Genomic DNA, 2,525 nt, shown 5'->3' with positions numbered 1-2,525 from the left:
GCAAGAAACTTTATTTTCAGGAGCAGGAGAGAGATTTAACCGTTATTCTTACATGGTTAGGGCAGATGTTGAGACTCACACTTATCTCAGCATCACCAACCAAATTGTCATTCATTTTGATGTTGTCGTCGATGAGATTTACTACCCAACCCCCTTTGATGGAGGCAATTGTGACCAACCTGCCTCTGTTCCCACTGATATTGTTGGTCCTACTTTTGTTATTAATGCTGGTAGTGAGAATGCTATGATTTGCACTGATGGTGGCGCTGACTGCAAACCTGTTGGGGTTAAAGTAACAGACCCAGGCCCTCCTCCTGTAACAAAAAACTGTCCTTATGGTTCTCAGTGTTACAAAGATAAATGTGGAGTAGATCCATATTGTGGGTTTAGAGCAGGACAATTATGTGGCACTAATGGAAAAGGAGTTACACGTTTTGAGTGTCCAGGTGCAAATGGGGTGACATACTATGGAGAGGTAAGACCATTGAATTTAAGGCCAACAAGAGGATGTGCATCAGCAAGTACATTTGACAATAGTGCAACAGGATTAGATCCAGATGGCTATACCTTTACTGTTACTACTAGACTTGTTTCTATTGGTAGTACTTATAACTAAAAAGGATTAACTGCATGATAAAACAAATACTTACTTTACTTTTATTTTTGCTACTTTTTTTTACTAGTGTTCAAGCGCAGCAAGAAAGTAATCCCCTTATTTATCAAACTTTTATTAGAGATGGCCCTTCTAACGCTGATCAAGGAGGGTACATATCCATTGTAGATGCTTTGACATTTAAGGAACTTAGTCAGGTAGAATTATTTCCTTCAGCACCCCAAAGAATAGAATTAACTAAAGATAAAAGACGGGCATTTGTAAATAATAACCCATTTGTTGATGATAAAAAGGGAATGACAGTTGTAGATTTAGAACAACGAAGAGTAATTGGACGATTGTTTGATAATATTGGAGTGTATGGAGTAAAACTGTCACCAACCGGAATGATGTGGGCTTTGTTAGATGAGCCTAAGGAGATATCTATTATTGACCCAGAAACTTTAAGAGTAATGGGACGAATAGCTTTTAGTGAAAGCCCAAGAGATTTAATATTTAGTCCTGATGGAAGAAGAGCTTATGTGTCTTTATTTAGTAAAGATGTTTTTATTTTAGATGTTTTGAGCGGAAGCAGAATTGCGGCCATTCAAGATTTACCTGAGAGAAGTAAATTCCAAGTTAGGCCACAAGAATTAGAGCTTTCCCCTGATGGTCAACTTCTTTTTGTTGGTAGTAACGATACAGTTTCTATTTTTGAAACTAGGCTTTTTAAGCTGGTCAACCGCTTTAAATCTCCTAGTACCTCTGCATTTGGCGATTTATTATTAAAAACAAGTTTAGATGGTAAGTTTTTGTATGTTACTGGGTATCTTGGTTTTGGGTTTTCTATTTACAATGTAAATGCTAAAGAGATAGTCAAAACTATTTCTTCTTTTGTTTTTGAAGGAGATAGCAAAGGTTTTGCCAAAAAATTAGAAATTTCTTCTGATGGACAATTACTTTATTTATGCCAAGATTATGGGGTACTTTTGTTTGACACGACAGTCAATAAGTTTTTAAGTAACCCTTTAACCAGTACTAGTAGTAATTTTCCTAGCCCATTTAGTGGTGGGATTGCCCTAACAGGCGACTTTTCCATAGGACAGCCGCCGACACTACAAACGACAGCGCCAGCGACGAATCAGCAAGTGATGGCAGGACAGGCGACTACGATAAAATGGCAGACAACGGTGGCAGGGCAAAGTTATGCAATAGCAAGCCACATGGTAGAAATATCAACAGACTCAGGAGCAACATTTGCTCCAATCCCAGGTGCAGAAAGACTTCCAGCCCAAGCTCAAGAATTTATTTGGCAAGTGCCTGATGTTGAACTAATGAATAGAGTACAAATAAGAGTAAGTACAGTAGATTTAGGAGCAAGGAGAGCAAACTCTACTACAGGTAATTTCTCTATAGTAAAAGGAAATGGACAAACAGGAGACACACAAGCACCAATGGTTAGTTTCCTTTCACCAAAGGGAGGAGAGCGCTTTACATCAGGAGATAGTTTACAAATATCTTGGATGTCTAGTGATAATGTAGCGGTAACATCACAAGACTTATCTCTATCAACAGATGGAGGAACTACTTTCCCAATCACTCTAGCAAATGGGCTTGCTGGAACTACACAAAGTTTTAGTTTTCCAATCCCAATGACACTGCAATCAGAGCAAACTAGACTTCGCCTAATTGTTAGGGATGAAGCAGGAAATATGGCTCAAACTGTAACACCATCAAACTTTAGGATAGAACTAGGAGCAGACACAATAGCTCCTTTAGTGACAATATCGCAGCCTACAGCAAACCAAAGCTTGATAGCAGGCCAACCAATCCAAGTAAGATGGCAAAGTAGTGATAATAGAGCAGTTGTTAGCCAAGCCTTATTACTATCCTTAGATGGGGGACAAACATTTACAACGATCTCTAGCTTTGG

Annotated in this window: 2 protein-coding genes; both read left to right on the top strand. The window is 38.7% G+C overall.

The genetic code is table 11. The annotated features are described in order from the left end of the window. A partial coding sequence (locus HY817_01330; protein MBI4835880.1) for a hypothetical protein occupies positions 1 to 616 on the top strand: 616 nt, incomplete at its 5' end. Positions 617 to 630: 14 nt separating this feature from the next. After that, a partial coding sequence (locus HY817_01325) for a hypothetical protein (GenBank protein MBI4835879.1) occupies positions 631 to 2,525 on the top strand: 1,895 nt, incomplete at its 3' end.

The organism is Candidatus Abawacabacteria bacterium (genome assembly GCA_016207805.1).
In the GTDB taxonomy this organism is placed as follows: domain Bacteria; phylum Patescibacteriota; class Gracilibacteria; order RBG-16-42-10; family RBG-16-42-10; genus JACQZO01.
Note: the sequence above shows the minus strand (reverse complement) of the source record. Positions and strands in the feature narration are given on the sequence as shown.